Genomic DNA, 21,379 nt, shown 5'->3' on the forward strand with positions numbered 1-21,379 from the left:
TTACCATCTCTATAATTCTAGCGTACAAGGTTGACCAGGCTGATTGCAAGCGGTTTCGTCAAAAAGTGCAAAAAAATTAATGCGCTTGGTTCTCTCTGGTTGCACCAAGTCAAATGATTATCGGGTCGGTGCACTGGTTGTGGCCGTGCCGTTCTACTGCACTACTCGGTCGTACAAAGCGTAACTAAATAAGAGCGATGGAACACAAAAACGTCCTGGATTACCACGCACTACTAATGTGTATGGTAGGTCAGGGCGTTTTTATGCTTACAATCAACCTAACTATTCACTGAATCTCCAATCACGAGAACGCAGTCTCTCTATTTATGGCGTAGCGAAGGGAAACTTCGATGCTGCTACTACAACACCATCAACCGTGTAGTTGTAGCTTCCATCTTTAGCCAAGTCCCCTGTCCGGAAAATATTGTCCACATATTGAATTTCCACAAATCTTGTTGAGTCCGGTCCATATTCAACAATTGCAATCTTAGCAAACGTGCTTTCATCAACACTATTGCTAGTAGCAGCTACATCAACATTCTGTGCGGCACTAACCGGGAGTGCGGTGCTGGAAGCGGCGAACAGTGCAAGGACTGCAACAGCAAAAATCGTCTTTTTCATCAGGTATACCCCCCTAAAATTATTGAAAGTTTCTCAGCGACGTTCGGAAGAAAATGAATTCGTTTTCTTTCCTTAAATTAAGCATATCAGGTTGCCGCACACGATTTCCATAAACCATTTTTTGAAAATGAAATTTTATTGATTATTAATGATAATATTCGTATAATTTAACCAACGATTCCCACAAGTCAGACTTCAAAAAGTTGGTGCTTATTCATGATTTATCAATTCATTTTTGAGTTAAAGCATACGTCCAAGTATCTACTTCTTTTCTTACTGGCATTGATTACCCTGTCCATTATGAATCCCATCACGTATGAATTGACATCAGAACACTATGGCGATTATTTCGGCTTGGATGGGTATCAGCCTGTTAATGGTGACTGGCACAACACGACCAAAGACGCATTGCTGACTAGCACACTTAAACAGGCTGAATCAGATCAAGCACGGGTTGATTATAAAACTTGGCCGGCATCAGTTTACCGGGCTGATATACGCCATGTCTATAGCAATATATATTCACCGTACCTGAAGCACGCACGTAAACTATTAAGAACAAAACAGTTTCAAAAATTTAACCGCTTAACGTGGGGGGTAATTGACCACCACTTCAAAACAGAATTACCACCTATAAATACAATTGAATCCCAACTGGCCCTAGTTCCGAACATTCAGTACCGTGCCATCAGCCGTATCTTCTTCCCGGCCCTGCTGAAATGGGCACCAAACAAACTCACCTCAATCAGCACATCCAGTGACGCCACTAACCTAATTACCCCAACCATGATTGGCTACGGCTCGAACGACACGCACAAAGAGCCTTTAGTTCCCCCACTGGTCATTCTAGCGTGTGCGGTCGTGCTAATCGCTACCATGTTCAGTAACGGTGCAAAAACTAACGGCCGTAGCTTTGAGCGTACCGTGCCACTTGGCGAATTCCGCGTTTTACTTACCCGCGGACTGACCGCCATGGTCCTACTTGACGGCCTGGTGCTGTGCGCATACGCCATCGTCCTCGTGGGTATTGCCCTCTTGCCTGGACACGACCTTGGCTCCTTCATGTTCCCGCAAGTCTTCTATATTCACTCCGATTTCATCGTCCGGCCACTCATCGCCGTTTATGGCCAAGCGCTGCTCTATTACACAGCTTGGTTCTGCCAAATCGCCGCGGTGGCCGTTGTGGTGAGCCTATGGTCGCAAAACGCCATTGTCTCCGCACTGGTGCTCGCCATTGACGTCTTCGCCAGCTACATGGGCTTCATGAATATCATTCCGGCCAACATCACCGCCCTCATTCCGGCGCAATTCACCAACCTGGGGGCACTACTGCAAGGGGTCTTCCCGTACGGCGCCATCTCGTGGTACCAAGCGCCGCTAGTGATGGCGGGGTGGAGCGTGGTCCTCTTGCTTGGCACCTGGCAGATACTCAAGGTGCGAAAACGCGTCTAACTCAGCACGTCCCAGGCATGCGCAAATGTCCGGGGCGTTTTTCATTCCCATTACTTTCCGCTCAACGCAGCCTTAATACTGTATACTGGCTGTAGCAAATCACATCTGAAACGAGGTATCGTTATGTCCAAACTGCCACCACGTTCTGCCGTTGATCCCGCTGAAACCTGGGATCTCACCGCACTCTTCCCAGACGAAGCCGCCTACTCTGCTGGCTGCACCCAGCTACGTGCACTAGCCGACGCGTTCACCACCAAGTACCAACCCGTTACCCGCGATGCGAACACAATTATCGCGGCACTCAACGACTACGCCGACATCGTGACCCTCAGTGACCGGCTCGCCCACTACGCCTTCCTCCCGCAAGCAGCCGATGGGACAGACAATACGGCTAATAGCCGGCTCAACGCCTTCGACACCCTGTACGCCACGGTCTTCGGCGAGCTGTCGTTCTTCGAGGCGGGCCTGGCGACTGTGCCGAATTCTGTGCTCGATGTCGTCGCCGCGCAGCAACCCGAACACGCCGGTTACCTGCGCCACATCCGTGCGCAGAAGCAGTCCGCACTCGACCCCGCAGCCGAAAAAGTGCTGGCCACACTTGCACCCGCGCTGAGTGCGCCCGATTCCATGCGCAGCCAGGCCATTGCGCGCGACATGGACTTCGGGACTTTTACCGCCCACGGCCAAGAATACCCGCTGAGTTTCGTGAGCTACGAGGAGACTTACCAGAAGCACCCCGACACCGAAATTCGCCGTGCCGCCTACAAGCAGTTCAACGCCACGCTGGCCAAGTACCAGAACGTCATCGCCACGGGCTACTACAACCAGGTGATGAAGGAGAAGGCCATCGCCACCATGCGCGGTTACGATTCCGTGATTGACTACCTGCTCGCACCACAAGAAGTGACGCGCGATATGTTCAACCGCCAAATCGACGTCATCATGACCGAACTGGCGCCCGTCATGCAGCGCTACGAAAAATTCGTCCGCAAGCTCTGGGGCCTGGACCACACCGGCTACACTGACCTGCAGATTGACATCGACCCCACCTACAGCCCCAAATTCACCATCGCCGAAGCCAAGGAGCTCATCCTGAATGCCGTGTCCGTGCTCGGTCCCGACTATCAAGCCCTGATTGCCCGCAACTTCAGCGAACGCTGGACGGACTACCCCGCCAATATCGGTAAGGAATCCGGTGCCTTCACCTCGATGGCATACGGCACGCACCCGTACATTTTGCAAAGCTGGGCCAGCAACCTACCGAGCGTCTACACCCTGGTGCACGAACTCGGCCACGCGGGGCAAATGATGCTCGCGGGCGCGGCGCAAGGACCGCTCAACTGGATGCCATCTACCTACATCGTTGAGGCGCCCTCCACTTTCCACGAGCTTCTGGCCACCGACGAACTGCTGCGGACGGCCGACAGTGACCGTCTGCGCCGTTTCGCCTTGTCCCGCCTGCTGAACGACACGTACTTCCACAACTTCGTCACCCACCTGCTCGAAGCTGCGTTCCAGCGCGAAGTCTACACGCTGATTGATAATGGCGAGAGTTTCGACGCGGCCAAGCTCAATAGCATCAAGGCTGGCGTCCTCAAGCAGTTCTGGGGCGACGCGGTCGAACTGGAGCCCGGCGCCGAACTGACCTGGATGCGCCAGAGTCACTACTACCTCGGCCTGTATTCCTACACCTACTCTGCCGGATTGACCATCTCGACGCAGGCGTTCCTCAACCTACGCGAAAACCGTGAGCAGGGTGCCAAGCAGTGGCTCGACTTCCTCAGCCTCGGCGATTCCGTGCCACCGGTTGCAGCAGCCAAGGTTGCCGGCGTGGACGTCACTTCCGACGCCGCACTGCACGCGACGATTCAGTTCCTGGATGATACTGAGCGGGAGATTGAAGAGCTGTCGAAGAAGATTGATTAGTATGTATTTGAAGAAGCCTGGAATCTTGCGGTGTGGACGCGGGGTTCCAGGCTTCGTTTTTGGTTAATACTTTATCTTAAACCTCACTTATCCTTGAGGTAATCCATCGCTGGCTTTAGCTTCTGGTACATTTTGGCATCGCGTTCAATCATCTGCTCATCAACTTCATCATTTTTCACAACCAATCGGATGGTGATGCTGTTGTCTTCGTTGACGGCAAAAGATACCTCGTCACCATATTTAATTCTGGTCGCATCACATATTGCTTTGGGGATAGTGACTGACAATGAGTGGCTCGAACGATTAATCTTACGCGTTAATCTCTCCATTTTCCGTCCCTCCAATCCAGGTATACAGCAAGCATATACCCGCCTCAGGATTGCTTACAAGTCATCAACTGTCAGCCCAGCACCCAAGTATTGCTGCAACTTCTTGCTGTCAGCCACCGCTACTTCCAACGCCCGCCGTTGCACATCACGCCCATCCGCCACGCGTAACCCGGTTGCTCGCAAGAATCCCGCGGCTGTGTGGCGCGGCACCGCTGTGGTCAAAACTCCGGGCACCATGATTTCTGGCCGTCCGTGTTCATCCACCGGCAGCTGCGCGGAAAATGGCACGAAAACTCCACGATCTGCGGCAAAATCAAGCCCAAAATTAGCGCGTCCAGGCGTTTTTGTCCATAATTGTGCACAAACATCCGTAAAAATTGGGGATTGCGCGCCAAAATCGGTAAATTTGCGGAATCCTTCGGCAAAGTTGTGCACACTGTGACTAATTCGGCGGACACTGACATTTGGTTATCCACACCTGTCAGCGCATGGGCGGTGACGAGATTAAGCAACGCATCACCTACATCCCCCGTATGCACTTGCCGCAGGATTACCGTCATGAAGTCTGTGACGGTCTGCGCCGCTTCAATTCCCGCAAAGCCAGGAATATTGACGCTGCTGAGCGCCTGCGGATCCATACCACCACGCAGCTTGGTTAGCGGCTGGTAGTACAATGGGTCGATGTAGATGTGTTTGCGAGTCATGCGGTTTCCTCCAGATTTGTTGTGCATTTGTAGTCAGCATATCAAGCGGTGTCTTACTTGTCCGAGTTTTGCTGATATGTGTTAAGTCAAATTATCCTGGGGGAAAAACAGCAAAATAAAATCCCAGATACCTATTTGCGGAAATCTGGGATTGGCAGCACTATTTAATTTTTATCCCGCAACCACTGGATGAATTTCGTGCAGGATTACGGGGTAAGAAACAATTTCATCATTCATAATTTGCCTCCACAAGGTCTATTCACTGGTCCGCGCATAAATCTCCCGCAACGTGTTCACGTCCGCCGCCGTCAACTGCTGGTTCGCCTCGTCGTATGGATACATAATCGAGTGTTCGTTCGTGCTGTGGTCAATGCCCAGCGCGTGGCCGAGCTCATGCAGCGCCGTCGTGTCGTCGAGCTTGTCGGCGTACTGAATGTTCAGCTTGGCCTCGGCGCGATTGACGGTGAAATTCTCGCCGCCGGAATACTGGTACACCCGCGGCCCGGCTTTGCCCAACTCTTCCGCCTGCTGACCCTGAGGTGACACGGTGCGGTACTGGCCGAACGTGATGGTGTTCTGGTACTTGGTGCCCTGACCCGGGTCGAGGTAGACGACGCCGGTCTTGTTGTACACCGCCACCGCACGGGCGAACAGGTCGCGCACCTGCTGCGTGGTGCCACTAGCGAAGGTGTAGTGGTAAGTGTTGCTGAGCTTAATGCCCTGCACCACCGACTCAATCGGCGTGGCATCATCAGTCGCACCCTTGGCACTACTACTGGAACTAGTCGCGGACGATTCGCTGGACTCCGCACTACTGGATGCAGACTGTTGCACCTCGAACGCCGGCGTGGTGCGGTACTTGTGCACGAACGTCTGGAAGCCACGCACGCCGTTGTCGAGTGTCCGGTTAAGATTGTCCGGCCCAATTTTGACCAGCGCAAAGATGACCAAGGCGAGGATGATTAAGTTGCGGATTGGATGATGACGACGACGCATGCGGCGTGCTCCTTTCGTAATGATGTCTGCCGTCATTATAACAAAACGGAGCCTGGCGTGGGTGCGCGGGCTCCGGGGGAGTGGTTAATGTTTGGTAAGGATTGAGGCGACAGGCAAATTCAATTTATTTTCCTGCGTCTCACTCCACAACTGGCTCCAGTTTCTTAACGTGAGTCGGGCGTTCAAGACGAAAATCCTTTGTTACGGGTGCGCAGACATCATCACGATAGCCTTTATATCCCTTTTCATAGGTACCCACTCGCGCGTCAAACTGCACCTGGTCACCCACATGTAAATCAAGTCGTGCCCAAGTGACCCCGCACGTAAACCACATATGGTCAGTCACAATTTGTCCATCCAATCTCACATCCTGCAACAACAACGTCTTCACATCATCACCGCGAAAGGCGCGCTTATATCCAAAGCGATCAAATGTCGCTATGAACGTATGTCGCTCCTGCTTCCCAACCTTGGCCAGTTTCGACCGACCAGTAAAATTCTTCGACACAGTCATCCCCCCTGCATAGAAACGCTTAGTGACTTGCACAGGTGCTGTACTTCCTATAGGGAAAGTATAGCAATAACTGACATAAAGAAAGTCTAGTTCGTGTGAACCTTTCGTATAGGTTGGGTATCACTTTTGTATGGAACTATCAGCCCAGCAACATTTACAAAAAACCGCGCAAATTTAATGCGCGGTAGTTAGATTACTCTGGTTTGTCGTCATCGAGGCCCCAGCCACGGTCAATCATGTCGTTATTCAGCGGATCCATGCTTTGTCCCTTAAACAGGTGGTCGAAGCTTTCTTCCTCTTCAAGCTGGTGCTGCTTCTGTTTATCTTCCTCGGCGAGCCGGTCATCTTCATCATCAGCTGCGGCTTCAGCGTCGAAGCCAGGTTCCTCATTGAGAATATCAGGTTCGTAGTCATCGAAGTTTTCTTCTTCATATTCGTACGTCAGGCGGCGCTTTGGCTCAGGAATAGGATTCTGTGCCCGCACGCGTGCTCGTTCACGGTCCCGAACACCCTTCTTACGTGGTGATTCCTCGGCCGTCAGCGCGAACGCCGTAACGAGCGCATCCGCTAACGAGCTCACAACGATGGTGTTCTTGTTTTGCTTACGTTTGCTGCGTTTCTTTGACATGGTAATCCCCCTAATGTCGTGCACAAACTGCATTGATTTACCTGTACGACTAAAGTGTATATCACTTAGTGCCGCGTGGTGAACCTATTTTCAGTCTTTGAGGCAAGCCGTTGCGGCCGCCCGGATGCCAGCTGGCAACTCTTCGCATTCGGCAAGTTCACGGATCCACACGCGAGCCATGTAAGACGCATAGCCCCGGTGCATGCCAGGCCTAGCGTTACGTGAACTCGAGTTCGTGCGCAGCTTCTCAACGACCAGGTCGTCAATGAGCTGAAGCTGCTTTTGTGTGGCGTATTTGCGTGCCATCAGCAGTTCGTCCAGGTCAGTGAAGTTGATGGACGCGTCGGCACTAGTTTTGGCCAGCCAGCTGCTGACGGCCTGCCGTTGGCTGAGCATTTCTGACAGCCGGTGATTAATCATATAGAGCATAGTTGAATCTCCTTTACTAAGTTATGTTTGTGCAGACAGCCGGGATGTCCCCGTTTGGCCGTATCCATGGCCAACACAACGGCTATCTGCGAGTTACGAGTTTATTTATGTGCGTCCCTGTAGAGCAGTTCCGTCTTTACTACGGCAACGCCGAAGAAGACAAACACTGTGGCCGTAGCACAGAGCAAGAACGCGTACGCGTTAACAATCACTACACCGCGTTCTACGATGATGCCAGTTACGATGATAAGTCCCTCGACCAACATGACTACCACGCTGGTCGCAAGTGCCGGCTTGGCGGCAAGGGGCAGCGATGCGAAGAATGCATGCTGCCACGCGGCGTCTTTAGCGCGAGTGGTGATTGTCAGGAGCAGGTTGCGCCAGTACAGTAGACAGATTAATCCGAATAAGCCGGCGTACAGGAACATAAGCGCATTTTCCATGAGTTATTTACCCGCATTAGCGTCCGTTGAAGCTTGCTCAATGTGTTTCCAGACGTCACGAGCTGCCTGATTAATTCCAGGGGTCAGTTCGGGATTGGAGGCAAGGTCGATAACCCAGCCACGAATCAGTGAATCGTACTTGTAGGAAGCGGCATTTGGGTCGCTGTTAAGTGCATGTGGATCCGTTTTGGTGGCCAACAATTTAACTACAGTCTCTTCAATTCTTTGACGTTGTTCATCGTCCGCATCCTTTAACACGTTAACCAGCTCATCGACATTTACGAAGTTAATTCCCTTTGGATAGGTGACAAGTTTATCAATCCAATAGTCAATTCTTGCCTTCTGTTCCTGAGGGGTCTCGACGATGCCATCCTCGGCGAGAGTACGGATTTCACTTGGAACATCGATGCACTCGCTGATGGTTGTAAGCCACAGGTTAATTTCCTCACGTTTTTGCGGCGACAAGCGGGGGTCGTCCAGCGAATCATCGACTGTATCAGTCAGCTTGTTGAGAACCGTGTTATCAAGACGGCGCTGTTGTTTCTTCGTTGCGTGTTCACGCATGAAAACTAGCGTGTTTGGCTCGAAGAAGAAGAGATCATCGTTCTCATTAGTCACCTTGATGTACAGATTGACGAGGTTCTTCCAGTCCTCCTTTTTTCCTTGTTTCAAATCCCGGATTGCAGAGATGGTTGAGTCTGTGTTCATAGTTATTTCTCCTTAGTTTTTGAAATTAAAAAGCCGCACAAGAATGCACGGCTTAGGGTAATCAGCTGCATTCGTCTACGGTGGGGCACGTTGCCTAAACAGGTACGTTGCCGGTTGGTCATTGTGCGTAGCCACTACCAACACTCTTAATACATCCATATTCAGTTTTGTTCCGCTTATTCTGCGCGCTTAAACTTGCCGCCATAGTGGGACCACGCGGATACGACATCAACACTGTGGTTTGGCACGTCAACGGTGTAGACCAAACGGTGTTGGATGTTAAGTTTGACCGCGAAAGTATTATCCGCGTAGTGCATCTTTTCCATTTCCGGAAGAGTGAACGGATTTGTCTGCAGCATGGCAAATATTTTTTGGCCTTTCTTGGCAAGCGTACCATCATTCAACTTCTTAACATCTTTGCAGGCTTTGCCGCTGAGTGTGATAGTGAACATGGTGGTTACCGGTTCGAGCTGTTGTGGCCGATATGGCTACCAGCAGCTGCGCGAATTGATTTAGGGAGTCCTGAGCATTGCTGAATCTCCCTGAGCCACTTCTCGGTTGATTTACGATATCCCAAGTCATACACGACTAATCCGTCTGCCCGACTGAAGTTGTCATTGAATTTCTTGCAGACGAGATTCTCAATCCTGACTTTCTGTGTTGGTGTAGCATGGTTCCAAATGAAGGAAAGCGTCTTTGGATCGAAGAAGGTAATGTCAATACGCTGTTCTGTCCGTTTAAACCAAGTCTTAGCAAGCTTTTTCCATACGACGTTGTTAAAATTCGCTACCTCTTTTGGGTTGAAGAAAAGTGATTGTTTGTCTTTCATAATGGTTTCTCCTTGTTTTTAGAATGAAAAAGCCGCGCAAGAATGCACGGCTTAGGGTAATCAGCTGCATTCGTCTACGGTGGGGCACGTTGCCTAAACAGGTACGTTGCCGGTTGGTCATTGTGCGTAGCCACTACCAACACTCTTAATACATCCATATTCAATTTTTCGGGCTAAGGTTCTTGCAGCTTCGCAACTTCAGGCGAATTCAGAATTGCCAGGTTCGCATTCGCCTTTAGACATTGACCGGCCTCGAGCCGAATGGCTTCAGATACCTCGCGATTTTCAGAGATAGGCTTAAGCCAAGCAATTGCAGCTGCGAGCATATCGTGTGTGTACGAAGGTGGGTTGGTGTCGACTAGGCGCGAGTTTTGCGCGAACTTGGTAATAGCGAGCGTATCAATTCGCACACGTTGTTTCTTGGTTGCATGTTGTTGAATGATGATGAGTTCATTCAGGTCGAAGAAGTTAATGGCATCTGATTTCCTGACCCGTTTAAGCCACTTTTTGGTGATCTTTTTCCAGTTAAGAACCTTCGTGGGACATTGATCAATTGTGTACATAGTTAGCGCTCCTCGCTGTTTTTAGTAATAAAAAAAGCCGCACATAAATGCACGACTAAACGGGGTTAGCTTGTGCATCCGTCTACAGTGGGGCACGTTGCCAAAAGGTACGTTGCCGGCCGGTCATAGTGTGTAGCCACTCGCGGCGCTCTTGATACATATACGATTTTTTCTATGGCTCAAGGATAGCACGGAATTTTCGGAGTGTAAACCATTAGTTTCAGATTTGTGAGATTTATCACTGTCTCGTCCGCTTTAAAACCGCGCGGACATCGCAACTAGATCAACTCCACATCCTCAGCTTTTAACTCCTCACGCCCAACTGTACGCACTGATACACCTGATGATGGCAAAATAAATTCAAGTGCAAGGTCAAAACTGACAATTTGCTACCTGTACAAGCATACCAGACAAATTTCTGAAGTAAACAAAAAGAGGCCGCATAGCCTCTCTAGAATAATTATTCAAGTGTAGCAGATACAGCAGGAATACCAAACGTGTCACCGACAGCATTACACTCAACGGTGACAGTATCGCCCACCTTAATCTTGCGTGCTTCTTTTGTGACGGGTAATAAAACGTTGAATCCACCTGGTGCGGCGAGGCCAACACCCATTTGGCTTTCGTCACCGACTTCAGTTACTTTGAATTCAAGAGTTTTACCCCTAACCTTCTTGGTAGTGGCATTGTCGATGAAGTCTTTGCCTTCAGCCTTGGTGGTGACTGTGTAATCAGCTGAGTCAGGACTAACGACAAGTCCTACGACAGTTGCAGCAATTGGGAGTGCAATCCCAATTACAAGCAGGATAATGCTTAGTTTTTTGGGTTGTTTGCGAATTGACGCGATGATCAGCATGATGAGAGCAACAACAGCAAGAATGATGCCGCCAATCATGATAAAGCCGAGTGCACTTAGCATTAGTATATCCCTCTAACTTTCCTAGTTTTCTTAATTATACAGTGTTGGAGCATGGGTGTCTGTAGCTTTAGGTACTTATTGATTAGCAAATTTGAAATTGGCGTGTCAGTAACGAAACTTCATGTAAGCGCTAGCCATGATATAATTCAATTAATAGTTACTCGAGAATGTGGGGCGGAATAATGAGCAAATACGAGATTGTACTGCCTGGTCCAAATCAGGAAGTATTGGACGTGACAGACCCAAAGTTATACACGTACGACCTAAGTTCAGATCCGTTAAAAGGACTGCAGGTTGCCTCAGCCAATCAAGGCCTGCAGAGGCTTAGTAGAGCACTGCATAGCAGCATTGCCAACACGGAACTAATTAATCAGTTGGCCACCGGCAATAAAACCGAATATATCGCCAATTTTTCGGAAGAAACACGGCAAAAGTTGGCCTCGGGAGAATGGCGATTGGGTGTGCGGAAAGATTCGCAGCAGATGTACGGAATGTTGATAGATTCCGCCACTAAACGCACAAAAGCAATTGCGGATTTAGAACCAATAGTGGTACAGAACTTAGGTACACTCCCCGTTTTGGCCGCAATTCAGGGCCAACTGAGCGAGATTGCGAATAAAATCGCGAACCTGACCACGGCCGTACAACGAGTTGAACAGGGCCAGTACAACGACCGCTTTGCGGGAGTTTTTAGTGCGCGTCAGCTGTTGATTGAAGGCTTGGCGGCCACAAATGTTGGCATCAAAACGAATCTGCTGACAAAGTCTGTGATGATTAGCTCAGAGGCCGCCTCAGAGCTAATGATGGCGCTCCGGACAGACTCCGTGGAGTTGATTAAGAAGAAAGACAATGGGCCAGAGACAGCGCGACTGGAGTCACTAGTACGACAGTCATTGACGTATTTGAACACGGCAGTCCAGATTAAGTTGGCAGCGTACACTGCGCTGGGTGAAGAACCAGCGTTAATCGCAACATTAAGTGGTTATCAGACATTCTTGAAGCAGTCCTTACTGACAACGGGCACAGTCGGGGAGCATTCCGTTGCTTGGCTGATTGACAATGGGCATCACGGGAAGAATGATAATCCAATTTTTGAACTCACCAGTAGAGTGGCCGAATCATCGGCGGAGTTGATTGAGCAGGTTCGTCAGGACAGGATAGGAGAGACCGAGCATGAGCGAATCGAGTAAGAAGCGGCAGTGCATTTTTCCAGGCTGCGACAAGGAACCCGAGGATAGTAAATCACTTTTGTGTGTGGAACATAAACGACAGAGACATCAGGCTGGGAAGGTAGCATTAGGAGTAGTAGCAGCATTACCAGTATTGGCGGCAGCGGTGTTCGCCAAAGGAAAAGATGACCTGTAGAATGATACGTGAAGGGCTCCCTGAAGTAAGTGAAGTGCCATAGAAAAGTTAGACAAATTTGAATTGTTTTTACGCAGATTCGGTCTGACTCCTGTATTCAACGGGAGTCAGACCGTTTTTGTTCATTGAGATGCGTTCGTTGTTAAACTTGTAAACATAGCTGTTGAGACCTGCTTGTAAATCCTTGATGTTGTTAAAATTGACCCGCTTCAGATACTCTCGCTTGAGCAGATTGAAGAAACTTTCAACGGGTGCGTTATCGTGGCAGTTGCCCTTACGGGACATGCTCTGAATAATGTGCAAACTTGCTAATGATGCTTGGTAGTCTTTGGTCTGGTACTGCCAGCCCTGATCAGAATGCAGTATAGGCATAATGCTGGACTTTAAGTGTGGTTTGAGCTCATTAATGGTTCTGCTGATGAGTGCCTTGTTTGGCGAACTGCTGGCGCAAGCCGCGAGCACCTCGTCATTGGCTTCGCCAATTACGGCCGAAATGTAGGCCCAGCCACCAGTTGTCAGACGCAACTGAGTAACGTCTGTATGCAATATGGTACGAACCTTAGTTGCTACGAACTTCTGCTTCAATTTATTCGGTGCGAAGTGCCCGATGGTAGCCTTGTAGGACGAGTACTTGGCCGTATGTCTAGAGTACACGACAACCTTCATACCCATCTGGGTCATCAGGTGACGGATGGTTTCCTCGCAATATGGAAATCCTGCCTTGACCGTCTCAGCGAGCATCCGTCGGTATCCGTACGTCTCCGCTGAGTCGCGGTAGGCTTTACGTATAACTACCTTCACATCGGCGTATTTGTCAGGCTGTTGGCTACGTTTTTGCCAATCATAGAACGTCGCTCGCTTAATGCCCACCTTGTTTAGTAACTCATCAAACTTATATTGCGACCGTAACGAATCAACGATTTCAGCTTTCACTTGGTTTGTTTTCTTTCCTGATCTCGTGCTGTTATGGTCGCTAATGTTTTTAAAATATCACGATCCATTCTCGTTTCGTATAGTTCGTGCTTGAGTTCCAGAATCGTTTGCTTGTATTGCTCTTCCTTGGTTGAGGAAAGCGTGGCGCGTTTCTTCCTTTTTGACACGGCGGTAGACCTTCTTCCTCGGGGCTTATCGCGCAGTCCGGCCACGCCTTGGTGCTTGTATCTCGACATCCAACTTGATACCTGTGATGGCGAAATTCCAAACTTTACTGCTGTACTAGACCGACTTACCTCGTGTGTTTGCACATATTCTACCACCTCAAGCTTGAAGTCTGATGAATACTCTCGCTTGGTATGTTTAACGATAAGTGAATCTAGTCCCTGGGATTGCGCTCGTTTAATCCATACCCGCATATTTCCAGAAAGAGGAATATGATACTTTTTGGCTAACTCTTGCAGAGAAATCCCACCTCTAAGATATTCTGATACAATTTTGACTTTGAATGCAGTTGAATTTCCGGTCATAAAAAAGTGCCCCACAATCGTTAGAGTATCTGTCTAACAATTGTAGGGCACTTCAATATGAGAAGCTCTTTTTATGCCTAAAATTTATTTTACGTGCATCTAATTCTTAAAAAGGTCTATCAAAGGCTTCCATTCTGAGATTACCTCTAAATTATCCGACCACTTAGTATTATTATATTTTAAAATTCCCGCTGATTTATCAAATCTTACAAATGCAAAACGAACCGATGAAGCCGTAACATCTGATACTACATACTGCTGAAGTGCTTTAAACTTTCCTGCTGCATACTCATCGATGTTTTCATTTTTGGCACCCTTTGTTTCTATGATGTATAGATTGTTTTTTCTGTCTATTACCAAATAGTCTGGATAAAACTCTCTTTGATTTGCATCATACGTAATTGAGAAGAACTCGTGTCCATGATCCTTAGAACGATACACCCACTTAACTTCTGGAATCATTTCCAACTGTCTTTCAATCCTGCGCTCTGGGTCACTTTGTTTTACCCAATTTGCGGTTGTGTAACCTTCATACACGTTCTTCGGTAACACGTCGTACTTTACACCTGTGTGAACTGCATAAGAGTCCGGATTTTTTAAAGTAAAGTCTGTCAATTCAACCTCTTTTGAGATTGTGTCAAAGGATAACTGTTCCGATCCGATTATGCCAGACAAACGGATATCCATTCGTTTGGCCACATCACGTAGTTTAGGACCATTGTTTACGATAAATGCATACCATTCTTTTGCAGACAGGCTTACAATCTGCTTGATAACTCCTCCTTGGTCACCCGCGCGAAATAGGTCCATCATTATTGATCTAACCACTCGTGTGTTCTGTTTAACGTGGAAATATGCTGCAACTGCCTGTAGCACTGCCTCAACTCTTAGCCCGAACTGTCTGGTATCTACCACGGGCACCCTATTGTCAGTTTTAGGTAAATCCACTATTTCTTCAAGACGCGAAATTCTTCCTTCGGGTATTTTTGAAAAAACGTCGATGCCAAAAATGTAATTATTTTTTGCCAATAACTCTTTGTTTTTGTTGAATTGTCCCGGAATAACACCTAATTCTTTCTGCAACTGCTCAACATACCTTTTCTCGACTGTAGGCACATCCGCAGAATAGGTATTTCGTTTCTTTATTGATTTCAATTTGAAGACATCTGAATCAACATCAGGATTCAAATGATACAGCGCAATCTTGTCTGCAGCGTGCCCCTTAAGAACCTCATTAACGTAATTTATATCATTTGAATATACGTAGGCATCATCCAAAATCTCGTTATCATAATGAATCTGCTCAGGCATTCGCCTAATTCGGCCAATTGTCTGTAAGGTAAAGTTTGCATCCATATTCAAACGTAGCTTAACCAAAATTTTAGCCCTTGGCGCATCCCAACCTGTTGATACTGCCTGCTTTATCAAAAGAAAATTAACCTGATTATCGTTCTTTGCAATTGAATCAATATTTATCTTCTCGTCACTAAGCCAAATGCCAATCTCATCATCATTCTGGTTGAATTCATTTTTGAGCGCATCGACCACCTCATCAATCAAACGTGTTCGCTCTTGCCTAGATGCTGCGGCCAAATCACTCTTGCCGGTCTTTTCATCAGGAAACTGAATTAACACTAACGGATTAATGTTTTTGCCAATTTTTCTATACTCACTTTGTATCTGTAGCCTCTTTGCATTGGCCTTATCTAAAAAATACAGATAGTCTGCCGCTTCATTGTCAACCGACAAACCTTCATTCAATACAACTCTACGCGTTATTAAATGTTCAAAAATGGCCTCACCTTCAGTTACCTTAACCGCCGTTAAACTATCATCTTCTACTGGCGTGGCTGAAGCTCTAATTATTGAAATGGCATCAAACATGTCAACAACATCTTGTGCTTTTACAGTTTGATTTCTGTGTTCTTCGTCTATTACTAGTACAAATTTACGTCCATCTAACTTCTCTCGCTTAACAATTGACTCAATGCTAGCAACATCTCCGCCGCGTCTTGCTATTGTCTTTTTGTTTGTAACTGCCTCCCAATTAATAAATGTAACAGTGGACCTTGAAAAACCGCCTTCCCAGATATCATCCAAACGCTGCGGTATCAAATAACGTGAGCTATTCGATGCTTTCGCCCACTGTTGTTCTTCAAGCTCTCCCGCTCCGGGTGTCAGCCAAACAAAAGCTATATCCCGGCTATCAATCTCAGCAACCTTCTCCATAAACTGCAAAAGCATAACTGTCTTACCAGATCCAGTGGGTGCCTCCAAGACAATGTCCTTTTTACCAATCTCAAAGTTGTTGAAAATCTCTGATACAGCTCTCTGCTGAAATCTAAATTGTTTAACTCTCATTATTCGTTTCCCCTGAGTTCACTCGCAAAGTATCTATCTGGAACATCGATTAATTCAATGTTATTATCCTGCATGTTCAGTAACTCTTCGTTAGACATCATGTCATGCACTCTTGTCCTAATATAGACAGTATCCACATTCGTTAACTGCACATCAGCAAAATCTGTTCTATCAAAAACAAACGCAATCTTGGGATTATCGCTATCAATTCCGCGCTCTAATTCAACCAGAGTCTTAACGTTCATCAGCAAATCCCGCTCAATATTTGGAGAAGCATATGGAACAAAGTCTGTTTTGAAGTACTTAAGATTTAACCCTGTATCATGCGAAATATTAAGCATTCGCTGATACGCAATTTCGACAACCTCATCATCTGTAGCCATAATAAAATGACGATGGCTTCCCTCCTCGCGGTTTAACTCAGCAACAGCATGTCCTGTTGTCCCGGATCCCGCGAAAAAGTCCAAAATCAATGCATCTGAATCGGTGGTCGCCTTTATCAACTGTTTTAAAAGTCGCAAAGGCTTCTTTCCATTATCTAGTTTTACTCCACCCTCTCTAGATACATTACCCATGTCCAAGTAGAAGTCCTTCCACCAATCCCCGCGTATTGTCAAAGGACCATACTCCGACTTAAAATCATCAGACCACCCCAACTTATCCGAAAACCGAATACGCTGAGTAACGACTCCCTTTGCATTTTTGAAAATCAAATAACTACGGTCTTGGCTCTGATACTTATAAACGATTCCGATCTCATACTTATTTGTATCGCCCACGTCTATTCCCGTGTGATCTCGAACTATGTTTTCGGCATTTTCGTTAATAAACGCTCTTACTGCGTCTGACTTCTCGTAGTATTCAGAAATCTTTGAATTGCTCAGCTTCTTACCCTCTCTAACCAATCCAAGTAAAGTCAGTTCATCAACAAGATTCTTGTTCTCTGAAATTACGTCAGCAAGTTTGTGCTCGGTATAACTATTATCATCTCGCACACGCAAAAATTTATTATAATGTCCATCATATTCGGTTCTATTGGTAAGAGGATGTTTCATTATCTGTTTATTTCCAGAACGTGAATATACTAGAATGTACTCACCGTTTTTTACGATGTTTCCAGACTTTGCTGACTTCACCTTCATGCCCTGAGTAGCTGACATTTGAATATGAATCGTTGTAACATAACCAGATGGCATTATCTCATCCATTAGCATCTTCAGATTGGCATATTCATTGTTATCAATACTTATGAACATAACGCCATCTGTCGTCAGCAAATTTTTGGCTAACTTCATACGCCGATTCATAAATGAAATCCACTTAGAATGTACGTATGCGTCATCTGCTGATACAAACTCGTCGTTGTACTTAAACGACTTGTTGCCGGTATTATACGGTGGGTCGATGTATATAAAATCGATTTTACCGAGATGCGTTTTCTGTAATAGATGAAGAGTATGCAAGTTATCCCCTTCAATTAAAAAATCATATGCATCTGAATCTTTGTTGAAGTTGATCGTCCTTGCCTTTTCGTCTATAAATACAGGTACTGAGGATTTCATCTCCTCATCAACATTCTCAGCATGTTCTTCCCACACAATACCATACCGCTTAGTCTGAAGTAAGCGATAAACTTCTCTGAGTTCCTTCACATCATCATTCTTCTTCTGCACTGTAAACTCATCCATCAAGTCTCTAACATACTTTATGGCTCGATCCCGTTCATTTAACTCAGGTAGTAACTCAAACTTCGTGTCAGTCATGATTGATCCCCCATTTCATGAAATTCATACTTACAATTTTACTATATAATTCTGTTCTCAAGTAGAAATATTGCCATTATCTACAGCACTTTGTATGTGTCTTTGCTCATTAACATAACTTATGCTAATCTAACCTTGTCCCTGACTTTGTGCGATTTAAAACTCAGCAATTTTAATGGTTAGCAACTCAGTGACCGGGCGGCTACAGCCGCCCTTTTTCGTACATAAATAGCCACCGTTCCGCGCCGGTGGCCACACCCCATACTCAAACTCCATCTCCCCCACGCTCTCCTCCAGCCCTTCCACAACGAAGTGCGCCTGGATAAACTTCACCCACGTCGTCATTGCACGCGCCTGCCTTTCTCCCGATCTGGCCTATATGTAGTGCTGAATCCATGCCCGTGCACCGCGTCGGTCACAATGTCCTTGCCCGGGTGCACTAGATGCCGCGTGTCCCGCCGCTCCATCGATAGCTGCGTCATGTCCCGAATCGCCTGCAGCATCGTCTTCGTGAGCGCCTCATCCTGGCTGTCCCACTGCGTCAGCTCATACGACTTCAACAGCGCGTCCCCGTGCTTAATTGCGTACAGGAACAGCGTGTAAACATCATCGAAATGATTGTTAACCAGCACGAGCCAGTAGCGATACCGGTACTTCCGGAGAAAATATCGCTCATACCGCTCGTGCATTTTTCTAATTTCCGGCTTCATATCGTCATCACCAATCTAACCCTGGTGCCCACCAACAAGTCCGCTGCGCTTAATCGCGGTGGCACCGTCAACCTTACTGTAGCCGCGCGTCAGCGATTTATAGCCGTAGCGCTTGCGCAGTCTGTCGATAGTCGCCTCCAGCTTTGCATTGGCCACCTGGCGCTCCGCTGAAGCAAAGAGATCGAGCTGTTGCGAATGGGCCTCACTAATCCGCGAACAGCGTACCGCCAGATTCCGCAGTGCTTGGCCCTGCCAGTGGGTGGCAAATAGGAACCGTACCGCCCGAATCAAGTCCGCCGTTGAGCTGGTCGGGTCAATGCGCATTTGCGCGCCCCAGTGTGTCTGCCCACCATTTTGCTCGTCTGGTTCCGCAAAACCAACCGAAATAGCTACAATTTCGCACTGCACCCGGTGCGCCCGCAGCCGTGTGGCCACCTGATCTGCGATTTCGCTGAGCACAATCTCAATCTCCCGCGCATCGCGGTAGTCTTTCATCAAGACTTGCGAGTTGCCGAACCCCTTGTTGGCCTTGCGCGGCACGTATCGACGCGTGATGTCCGAGTAGTCGATGCCCCAGCTGTGGTAATACATCGCCTCGCCGAGTACCCCGAACTCCTTCTTCAACGCGGCCACGTCCGTGTGGGCCAAGTCATAGATGGAATAAATGCCCAGCTTGTTCAGTCGCACCGCAGTCCGTGCCCCAATTGACCAGAAATCCGTGAGGTTATCTATCTTCCAGAGCGTCTCCGGCACGTCCTTGTACGTCCACGTTGCCCGCCACGGTTCCTGCTTCTTCGCCGCGTTGTCCAGCGCCAACTTCGCAAGCAGCGGATTCTCGCCGATGCCCACAGTCGTCACGATGCCGGTCTGCTTGAAGACGCGGTCCTGGATGGCAGCCGCGATGTCGTCATTACTGCCAAATAGCGCGTGGGAGCCGGTCACGTTGATGAAGCTCTCGTCGATTGAGTACGGAAACCAGTGCGCATCATCCGTGAACTGCTTGTAAATCATGTTAATCTGGTAGTTTTTGCGGATATAGTCGGCCATGTGCGGCTCTACCATCTCAATATCCATGTCGTCGTGGATCTCGTACCGCCGCGTGCCCAGCTTGACGTGATAGTTGTACTTGGTATTCGGCGAGCTCGCGAGAATCAGACCGCCAGAAGACTCTTCATTGCTCATAACCGCAATCTTCGCGGCCAGCGGAAATTCGCCGCGCCGAATCGCTTCAACCGAGGCATAGAAGGACTTGCAGTCGATACACATGATGTCATGCGACGGCAGCCGTGACTCATCATCAAGCGGCGTGCTCATGCAGCCCACCACTCACTGGTTTGAAGCAGCTCAACGTTGCGAATGTCGTCCGCGACCACGCGCATCATCTTGCCTTGTTTGGTCTGAATGCAAATCAGGTTGGTATCTACACCAAGCACCAGCCCCTCAATGTCAGGCGCGTACTGGTCGTTGAACGTCGAATCCATCTGGATGGCCACGACTCCGCCAGACAACCAGGCGTCGCGGAACACAGAATCACACTCTTCTTCGCTCATCTTGCGCTTCTCAACTGCTGGTTTCTCGCTTGCCTTACGCCCCATGTACTCCGTGTGGTCGGACATGAAAAAGCCCATCCACTTAGCCATACACCGGTCGTGATACAGCCACTTTTCCTTTGGCACGTCACGCATATCAACCGCTCCCTTAGTAATCGTTACAAACGTTTGTTCGTATATACTCACATCATACGAACAGACGTTTGCGTTTACAAGGGTAATTAATAAAAATAGGCTCATCTTTTCCGATGCGCCCATAAATTCACTTATTTTTCGCTAACAGCCTTTAAATTGTCCCTCTTCTTCGTGAATTCCTTCATGATGTCGTGATGCGCGACCTTGGTCGGGGTCGCCCCGTTGTGACGTTAGACCCGTACTCCTCAGCCACACTCTTCATCAGCTTCGAGTCCTTATCAACGGTATATTTGATGACCGTACTTTCTCCAACCTCTGTGTAGTAATGATACCTAGGGTGCGCGAGTCTCTTTTCCTTCTGATCATACATGTTTCGATAGAGACTGCCGTTCCACTTACGACTCACTATCACCTGGTTGCCGTCCATCTTCCATTCGCCCGAATAATAATCGTAAAACTCACGGCTTTGTTTGACCCCATTAATATTGAAATTTGCAATATCATGCGTGTACTCCGCATACTTACCGTCACTATTGAACGTAATCTGCGTGTACCGTTCACCGTCTGCGTGGCGTTTAGTCTAATGCCTAGATACCGCACCCTTAGCCGTCTTCTGCGGTGCCAAATAATAACTCACATCCGTCTTTCCAAGCTCGGCTCTGCTGCAACCGGTCAGTGCAAATAATGCTACCGTGAGTGCCAGTATTCCTGCCAACTTCTTCATAATAATCCCCCTTTATTTACGTCCCAGATATAGGAGTAAGTATACAGAAGGATTAATCGGTTAATAGTCTTGTGTTTTAGCGAAAAAATGGTATTCTTTCACGACACCAGAATGCCTATATACCGGCGTTTGTCAGCATAAGAGACCATGCCAATCTCAAAAAAGTTCTCATATTTTTTCGTCTCACAAAAATGGGTCTACACTTTCTGGTGTTGGAGATTTTTCTCCAACTCAGAGGTGTAGGCCC

General features: G+C 47.9%; 27 protein-coding genes. 4 read left to right on the forward strand and 23 right to left on the reverse strand.

What is annotated here, in order from left to right; all coding sequences use genetic code 11:
• Positions 1 to 324: 324 nt before the first annotated feature.
• Entirely contained in the window at positions 325 to 621 is a 297-nt protein-coding gene (locus FC18_RS07685; RefSeq protein WP_054678093.1) for a hypothetical protein, read from the reverse strand.
• A 216-nt stretch (positions 622 to 837) separates the two neighbouring features.
• On the opposite strand from FC18_RS07685, the gene FC18_RS07690 reads away from it, so the two are divergent.
• The gene (locus FC18_RS07690) at positions 838 to 2,073 is read left to right on the forward strand and encodes a hypothetical protein (RefSeq protein ID WP_054678095.1); all 1,236 of its coding nucleotides are present in this window, start codon (positions 838 to 840) and stop codon (positions 2,071 to 2,073) included.
• 123 nt (positions 2,074 to 2,196) lie between these two features.
• Positions 2,197 to 3,999 carry an oligoendopeptidase F gene (gene pepF, locus FC18_RS07695; protein ID WP_054678097.1) on the forward strand — a complete coding sequence of 601 codons (1,803 nt, stop codon included), beginning with the start codon at positions 2,197 to 2,199 and terminating at the stop codon, positions 3,997 to 3,999.
• Between the two features lie 83 nt (positions 4,000 to 4,082).
• On the opposite strand, the gene FC18_RS07700 is transcribed toward pepF, so the two are convergent.
• The 13 genes from FC18_RS07700 to FC18_RS07755 all read right to left on the reverse strand — a co-directional run bounded on the left by FC18_RS07700 (position 4,083) and on the right by FC18_RS07755 (position 11,061).
• Positions 4,083 to 4,328 carry an AbrB/MazE/SpoVT family DNA-binding domain-containing protein gene (locus FC18_RS07700; protein ID WP_054678101.1) on the reverse strand — a complete coding sequence of 82 codons (246 nt, stop codon included), beginning with the start codon at positions 4,326 to 4,328 and terminating at the stop codon, positions 4,083 to 4,085.
• A gap of 54 nt (positions 4,329 to 4,382) precedes the next feature.
• Positions 4,383 to 4,565: a hypothetical protein gene (locus FC18_RS12095; protein WP_162207908.1), complete on the reverse strand. Its 183-nt coding sequence runs from the start codon at positions 4,563 to 4,565 to the stop codon at positions 4,383 to 4,385.
• Complete coding sequence (locus FC18_RS07705; protein WP_054678103.1) at positions 4,547 to 5,032, reverse strand: hypothetical protein; 486 nt, start codon at positions 5,030 to 5,032, stop codon at positions 4,547 to 4,549. The genes FC18_RS12095 and FC18_RS07705 overlap by 19 nt, the downstream gene beginning before the upstream one ends.
• Positions 5,033 to 5,287: 255 nt before the next feature.
• Complete coding sequence (locus tag FC18_RS07710; RefSeq protein ID WP_054678105.1) at positions 5,288 to 6,028, reverse strand: matrixin family metalloprotease; 741 nt, start codon at positions 6,026 to 6,028, stop codon at positions 5,288 to 5,290.
• A gap of 139 nt (positions 6,029 to 6,167) precedes the next feature.
• On the reverse strand, positions 6,168 to 6,536 hold the full coding sequence (locus FC18_RS07715; protein ID WP_054678108.1) for a hypothetical protein: 369 nt from the start codon (positions 6,534 to 6,536) through the stop codon (positions 6,168 to 6,170).
• A gap of 199 nt (positions 6,537 to 6,735) precedes the next feature.
• A complete protein-coding gene (locus FC18_RS07720) occupies positions 6,736 to 7,170 on the reverse strand; it encodes a hypothetical protein (RefSeq protein WP_056975956.1) in 435 nt (144 codons plus the stop codon).
• Positions 7,171 to 7,260: 90 nt separating this feature from the next.
• Entirely contained in the window at positions 7,261 to 7,599 is a 339-nt protein-coding gene (locus tag FC18_RS07725; RefSeq protein ID WP_054678111.1) for a hypothetical protein, read from the reverse strand.
• 101 nt (positions 7,600 to 7,700) lie between these two features.
• On the reverse strand, positions 7,701 to 8,042 hold the full coding sequence (locus FC18_RS07730) for a hypothetical protein (protein ID WP_054678113.1): 342 nt from the start codon (positions 8,040 to 8,042) through the stop codon (positions 7,701 to 7,703).
• A 3-nt stretch (positions 8,043 to 8,045) separates the two neighbouring features.
• Positions 8,046 to 8,750 carry a hypothetical protein gene (locus FC18_RS07735; protein ID WP_054678115.1) on the reverse strand — a complete coding sequence of 235 codons (705 nt, stop codon included), beginning with the start codon at positions 8,748 to 8,750 and terminating at the stop codon, positions 8,046 to 8,048.
• A gap of 176 nt (positions 8,751 to 8,926) precedes the next feature.
• On the reverse strand, positions 8,927 to 9,202 hold the full coding sequence (locus tag FC18_RS07740) for a type II toxin-antitoxin system RelE/ParE family toxin (RefSeq protein WP_054678117.1): 276 nt from the start codon (positions 9,200 to 9,202) through the stop codon (positions 8,927 to 8,929).
• Positions 9,203 to 9,207: 5 nt separating this feature from the next.
• Positions 9,208 to 9,579, reverse strand: a complete 372-nt coding sequence (locus FC18_RS07745) for a hypothetical protein (protein WP_054678119.1) — start codon at positions 9,577 to 9,579, stop codon at positions 9,208 to 9,210.
• A gap of 173 nt (positions 9,580 to 9,752) precedes the next feature.
• On the reverse strand, positions 9,753 to 10,142 hold the full coding sequence (locus FC18_RS07750; RefSeq protein ID WP_054678121.1) for a hypothetical protein: 390 nt from the start codon (positions 10,140 to 10,142) through the stop codon (positions 9,753 to 9,755).
• A 460-nt stretch (positions 10,143 to 10,602) separates the two neighbouring features.
• Positions 10,603 to 11,061, reverse strand: coding sequence for a hypothetical protein (locus FC18_RS07755; RefSeq protein ID WP_054678123.1), 459 nt, complete (start codon positions 11,059 to 11,061; stop codon positions 10,603 to 10,605).
• Between the two features lie 182 nt (positions 11,062 to 11,243).
• Between FC18_RS07755 and FC18_RS07760 the strand changes: the two genes are divergently transcribed.
• Together FC18_RS07760 and FC18_RS07765 are read left to right on the forward strand one after the other, a co-directional pair.
• Complete coding sequence (locus FC18_RS07760) at positions 11,244 to 12,251, forward strand: hypothetical protein (protein WP_056975959.1); 1,008 nt, start codon at positions 11,244 to 11,246, stop codon at positions 12,249 to 12,251.
• Positions 12,235 to 12,426, forward strand: a complete 192-nt coding sequence (locus FC18_RS07765) for a hypothetical protein (RefSeq protein ID WP_056975961.1) — start codon at positions 12,235 to 12,237, stop codon at positions 12,424 to 12,426. The genes FC18_RS07760 and FC18_RS07765 overlap by 17 nt, the downstream gene beginning before the upstream one ends.
• A 69-nt stretch (positions 12,427 to 12,495) precedes the next feature.
• On the opposite strand, the gene FC18_RS07770 is transcribed toward FC18_RS07765, so the two are convergent.
• The 9 genes from FC18_RS07770 to FC18_RS12100 all read right to left on the reverse strand — a co-directional run bounded on the left by FC18_RS07770 (position 12,496) and on the right by FC18_RS12100 (position 21,132).
• Positions 12,496 to 13,359 carry an IS3 family transposase gene (locus FC18_RS07770; RefSeq protein ID WP_162260711.1) on the reverse strand — a complete coding sequence of 288 codons (864 nt, stop codon included), beginning with the start codon at positions 13,357 to 13,359 and terminating at the stop codon, positions 12,496 to 12,498.
• Complete coding sequence (locus tag FC18_RS07775; protein WP_156660894.1) at positions 13,356 to 13,889, reverse strand: helix-turn-helix domain-containing protein; 534 nt, start codon at positions 13,887 to 13,889, stop codon at positions 13,356 to 13,358. The genes FC18_RS07770 and FC18_RS07775 overlap by 4 nt, the downstream gene beginning before the upstream one ends.
• Before the next feature lie 99 nt (positions 13,890 to 13,988).
• On the reverse strand, positions 13,989 to 16,250 hold the full coding sequence (locus FC18_RS07780; protein WP_056975964.1) for a DEAD/DEAH box helicase: 2,262 nt from the start codon (positions 16,248 to 16,250) through the stop codon (positions 13,989 to 13,991).
• Positions 16,250 to 18,013, reverse strand: a complete 1,764-nt coding sequence (locus tag FC18_RS07785; protein ID WP_054680614.1) for a site-specific DNA-methyltransferase — start codon at positions 18,011 to 18,013, stop codon at positions 16,250 to 16,252. Before FC18_RS07785 ends, FC18_RS07780 begins: the two co-directional genes overlap by 1 nt.
• Before the next feature lie 156 nt (positions 18,014 to 18,169).
• Complete coding sequence (locus FC18_RS07790) at positions 18,170 to 18,358, reverse strand: hypothetical protein (RefSeq protein ID WP_054680611.1); 189 nt, start codon at positions 18,356 to 18,358, stop codon at positions 18,170 to 18,172.
• On the reverse strand, positions 18,355 to 18,723 hold the full coding sequence (locus tag FC18_RS07795) for a hypothetical protein (protein ID WP_054680608.1): 369 nt from the start codon (positions 18,721 to 18,723) through the stop codon (positions 18,355 to 18,357). Before FC18_RS07795 ends, FC18_RS07790 begins: the two co-directional genes overlap by 4 nt.
• Positions 18,724 to 18,738: 15 nt before the next feature.
• Positions 18,739 to 20,037, reverse strand: coding sequence for a Y-family DNA polymerase (locus tag FC18_RS07800; protein WP_054680605.1), 1,299 nt, complete (start codon positions 20,035 to 20,037; stop codon positions 18,739 to 18,741).
• Positions 20,034 to 20,408, reverse strand: coding sequence for a hypothetical protein (locus tag FC18_RS07805; RefSeq protein WP_056975966.1), 375 nt, complete (start codon positions 20,406 to 20,408; stop codon positions 20,034 to 20,036). The genes FC18_RS07800 and FC18_RS07805 overlap by 4 nt, the downstream gene beginning before the upstream one ends.
• 580 nt (positions 20,409 to 20,988) lie before the next feature.
• Complete coding sequence (locus FC18_RS12100) at positions 20,989 to 21,132, reverse strand: hypothetical protein (protein ID WP_156300997.1); 144 nt, start codon at positions 21,130 to 21,132, stop codon at positions 20,989 to 20,991.
• Positions 21,133 to 21,379: the final 247 nt, after the last annotated feature.

The sequence above is a fragment of the Lacticaseibacillus sharpeae JCM 1186 = DSM 20505 genome (assembly GCF_001436225.1).
Classification (GTDB): Bacteria; Bacillota; Bacilli; order Lactobacillales; family Lactobacillaceae; genus Lacticaseibacillus; species Lacticaseibacillus sharpeae.